The organism is Kitasatospora sp. MY 5-36 (genome assembly GCF_001182915.1).
Lineage (GTDB): Bacteria > Actinomycetota > Actinomycetes > Streptomycetales > Streptomycetaceae > Kitasatospora.
The window spans coordinates 1-4,539 of sequence record NZ_LFVW01000785.1 but is presented as its reverse complement, the minus strand read 5'-3'; the positions used below and the strand labels follow the sequence as shown (position 1 = coordinate 4,539).

The window sequence follows — 4,539 nt, the reverse complement described above, 5'->3', positions numbered from 1 at the left end:
CGGCCGAGGGCGCGTCCGGCACCGCCGTAGCGGCCGCGCGGGGTGGATCGCGGCGCGCGGTGGGCGGTGGCGCCCGCCGTCCGGCCGGAGCCGAGCAGGGCGCGCAGCGGGGCGAGGGTGTCGTTGGTGACGAAACCGGCCCAGACCAGGTCCCAGAGCGCCTCGACGACCTCCGGCTCGGCGGTCTCCTCCGGGAGCTGCTGGACGAGTTGGCGGAAGAACAGGCCGTAGCCGCCGGCCAGCGCGGACAGCAGCGCGCTGTGCACCGGGGTGAGCGCGGGCGGGACGGGCTCGGGGCGCAGCAGGTGGGCGTTCTCGGCGAGGTGCAGGCTGAGCCAGCCGTCCTTGCCGGGTAGGGCGCCGGCCCCGCACCAGCCGATCTCGCCGGCCGCCATCAGCTCGTCCAGCAGGCCGGGGGAGTAGTCGGTGAGCCGGGCCGGGAGGATCAGCTTCTCCAGCGCGGAGGCGGGCAGGGCGGTGCCCTGGAGCTGCTCGACCACCCGCAGCAGGCCGTCCGGGCCGCGTAGCCGGTGGCCGGCCAGGTGCTGCCACTGCGGCAGGAAGGCGGCCAGGGCGCGCGGCGGGACCGGCTCGACCTCGTGGCGCAGGGCGGCGAGCGAGCGGCGGCGCAGCCGGCGCAGCACCTCGGCGTCGCACCACTCGGGGGCGGTGTGCCACTCGGGGTCGGTCTGGCTCCCGGCTGGCCTGAAGTGGCCCTGGACCAGGCGGCCGGCGGCGGTCAGGCGGTGCAGGGTGCCGGTGACCACGGCGGTGCCGAGGCCGTAGCGGGCGGCGGCCTCGGCGGCGGTGAACGGGCCGTGGGTGCGGGCGTGGCGGGCGATCAGATCGCCCAGCGGGTCCTTGACCGGCTCGGTGAAGGCCTCCGGGACGCCGACCGGCAGCGGGGTGCCCAGTGCGTCGCGCAGCCGTCCGGCGTCCTCGATCGCGGTCCAGCGGCGCTCGCCGGCGATCCGGACCTGGATCACCCGGCGGGCGGCCTCCAGCTCCAGGGCCCAGAGCGGCTCGGCGCCGCGGACGGTCAACTCGGCCTCGGAGAGCGGGCCGAGCAGGCGCAGGGCGTCGGCGACGCCCTCGGCGTCCTTGATCCGGCGTTCGGGGACGAGGCGTTGGAGCTCGGCCTCCAGTTCGGCGAGCACCCGCGGGTCGAGCAGCTCGCTCAGCTCGGCCTGGCCGAGGAGTTCGGACAGCAGCCGGGAGTCGAGCGAGAGGGCGGCGGCGCGGCGCTCGGCGAGCGGGGAGTCGCCCTCGTAGAGGAACTGGGCGACGTAGCCGAACAGCAGCGAGCGGGCGAAGGGCGAGGGCTCGGGGGTGGTGACCTCGACCAGGCGGACGGCGCGGGACTCCAGATCGCCCATCAGCTCGACCAGGCCGGGGACGTCGAAGACGTCCTGCAGGCACTCCCGGACGGCCTCCAGGACGATCGGGAACGAGCCGTACTCGGAGGCGACTTCGAGCAGTTGGGCGGCGCGCTGGCGCTGCTGCCAGAGCGGGGTGCGGCGGCCGGGGCTGCGGCGAGGGAGCAGCAGGGCGCGGCCGGCGCACTCCCGGAAGCGGGAGGCGAACAGGGCGGAGCCGCCGACCTGGTCGGTGACCAGCTGTTCGATCTCGCTTGGGTCGAACAGGGTGGCGTCGGCGCCGACCGGGGCCTCGTCCTGGTCCGACTGCGCCGAGGGGCTGCCGAAGTCGAAGTCGAGGCTCAGCAGGTCGGCGTCGGGCAGGCGCAGCACGATGCCGTCGTCGGCGTGCATGACCTGCGGGTCCAGGCCGTGCTGCTCGCGCAGCCGGGCGCCGAGGGCGAGCGCCCAGGGGGCGTGGACCTGGGCGCCGAAGGGGGAGTGGACGACGATCCGCCAGTCGCCGAGCTCGTCCCGGAAGCGCTCGACCACGATGGTGCGGTCGTCGGGGAGGTGGCCGCAGGCGGCGCGCTGCTCGGCCAGGTAGTCCAGCAGGTTGGCGGCCGCCCAGTCGTCCAGGCCGGCCCGCTTGAGGCGCTCGGTGGCGGCCTCGGGCGGCAGGGCGCCCAGTTCGCGGGTGAAGGCGCCGAGGGCGCGGCCGAGTTCGAGCGGGCGGCCGAGCGTGTCGCCCTTCCAGAACGGGAGCCGGCCGGGGACGCCGGGGGCGGGGGTGACCAGCACCTTGTCGTGGGTGATCTCCTCGATCCGCCAGGAGGTGGTGCCGAGGGTGAACACGTCGCCGACGCGGGACTCGTAGACCATCTCCTCGTCGAGCTCGCCCACCCGTCGCCCACCACCACCCTTCTTCTCGGGGTCCGAGCCCGCGATGAAGACGCCGAACAGGCCGCGGTCGGGGATGGTGCCGCCGGAGGTGACGGCCAGTCGCTGGGCGCCGGGGCGGCCGGTCACGGTGCCGGCCACCCGGTCCCACACCAGGCGGGGGCGCAGCTCGGCGAAGGCGTCCGAGGGGTAGCGGCCGGCCAGCATGTCGAGCACGGCGTCGAAGGCGGACTGCGGGAGGGTCGCGAAGGGCGCGGCGCGGCGGACCACGGCGAGCAGGTCGTCCACCGGCCAGGTGTCCAGGGCCGTCATCGCGACCAGCTGCTGGGCGAGCACGTCCAGCGGGTTGCGCGGGATGCGCAGCGCCTCGATCCGGCCGGCCCGCATCCGCTCGGTGACCACGGCGGACTGGACGAGGTCCCCCCGGTACTTGGGGAAGAAGACGCCGGTGGAGACGGCGCCGACCTGGTGGCCGGCCCGGCCGACCCGCTGTAGGCCGGAGGCGACCGAGGGCGGGGACTCGACCTGGACGACCAGTTCGACGGCGCCCATGTCGATGCCCAGCTCCAGGCTGGAGGTGGCGACCACGGCGGGCAGCCGGCCGGCCTTCAACTCCTCCTCGACGAGCGACCGTTGCTCCTTGGAGACGGAGCCGTGGTGGGCCCGGGCGATGACCGGGGGCGCGCCCTTGGCCGCGCCCGAGCCGCCCATCAGCTCGGCCGGGGCGTGCGCCTCGGGGACGGCGGTGCCGGTGGCGCGCTCGTAGGCGATCTCGTTCAGCCGGTTGCACAGCCGCTCGGCCAGCCGGCGGGAGTTGGCGAAGACGATGGTCGAGCGGTGCGCCTCGACCAGGTCGACGATCCGCTCCTCGACGTGCGGCCAGATCGAGGCCTGCCGCTGCGGGTCGGTGCCGGCGGCGCCGCCGGTGGCCGGGGCGGCGGGCAGGTCGTCCAGGTCGGGGACGGGGACGACCACCGAGAGGTCGAACTCCTTGGCGGCGGCGGGCTGGACCACGGCGGCGCCGCGCCGCGGGCTCAGGAAGCGGGCCACCTCCTCGACCGGGCGGACCGTCGCGGACAGGCCGATCCGGCGGGCCGGGCGGTCCAGCAGTTCGTCCAGCCGTTCCAGGCTGAGCGCGAGGTGCGCGCCGCGCTTGGTGCCGGCGACCGCGTGCACCTCGTCCAGGATCACCGTGTCCACGCCGCGCAGGGCCTCCCGGGAGGCGGAGGTGAGCAGCAGGAACAGCGACTCGGGGGTGGTGATCAGGATGTCCGGCGGGTGGGTCGCGAAGCGGCGGCGGTCGGCGGCCGGGGTGTCGCCGGAGCGGATGGCGACCTGGACCTCGGGCTCGGGCAGGCCGAGTCGGACGGCGGCCTGGCGCAGTCCGGCCAGGGGGGCGCGCAGGTTCCGTTCGACGTCCACCGCGAGGGCCTTGAGCGGTGAGACGTAGAGGACCCGGCAGCGGTGCCTCGGCTCGGCGGGGGGAGGGGTGGTGCTGAGCCGGTCGAGGGCGGAGAGGAAGGCGGCCAGCGTCTTGCCGGAGCCGGTGGGGGCGACCACCAGGACGTCCGTCCCCCGCTGGATGGCCTGCCAGGCCTCGGCCTGTGCGGCGGTGGGGGCGGAGAAGGCACCGGTGAACCAGGCCCGGGTGGCCGGGGCGAAGCCGGCCAGGGGGTCGTCGGCGGACGGGGTCGGGTGCTGGGGCGCCATGCCCCCATGGTGCCGGGTGGGACCGACAAGCGGGGGCGGGCGGGAGGTTCGGAGGAGGGGTGCAAGCCGGGGAGCAGAAACCACAATCCGCTCATATGGTGAGGAATCGGATGGGTGATCCACCCGTGACCCACCGGACCGACGAGCGGAGACCGTGCGATGGCGCAGGCGCACCCGTCGGGCGGGCCCGCCCGACGCCGTCGGGTCCGCGGGCCCGCCCGGGCGCTGCTTGCGATGCTGCTGATGGCGCTCGTGGTGGGCGGCGCCGTCCCGTCCGTGTCCGGGGCGGGGCGGGCGTACCTCAGCTACCTGGTGCTGGCCGAGGGCGAGGACGCCGCCGGCGCCGCCCGGGCCGGGGCGGAGAGCCGGGCGGCGGGCGGGCAGGTGGTCCAGGAGTACCCGCAGATCGGGGCCGTGCTGGTGTACGCGACCGGCCCGTTCGCCGACCGGGTGCGGGCCCGGCCCGGGATCGCCGCCGTCGGGGCGACCAGGACCGCGCCGGTGGTCGGGCCGCCGCGGGCGGTGACGGGGGCGGGGGACTTCACGGCGGGGGCCGGGACCGGTGGCCGGGCGG

Annotated in this window: 1 protein-coding gene and 1 pseudogene; one reads left to right on the top strand and one right to left on the bottom strand. The window is 76.3% G+C overall.

The window, feature by feature from the left end; genetic code table 11:
• Nucleotides 1–3,965, bottom strand: a 3,965-nt coding sequence (locus tag AE652_RS35945; RefSeq protein WP_049659209.1) for an ATP-dependent helicase, incomplete at its 3' end; no start/stop codon positions are given.
• 243 nt (nucleotides 3,966–4,208) lie between these two features.
• Here AE652_RS35945 and AE652_RS35940 point away from each other — a divergent pair.
• Nucleotides 4,209–4,539, top strand: a pseudogene (locus AE652_RS35940) (peptidase S08 family protein); the annotation flags it as partial.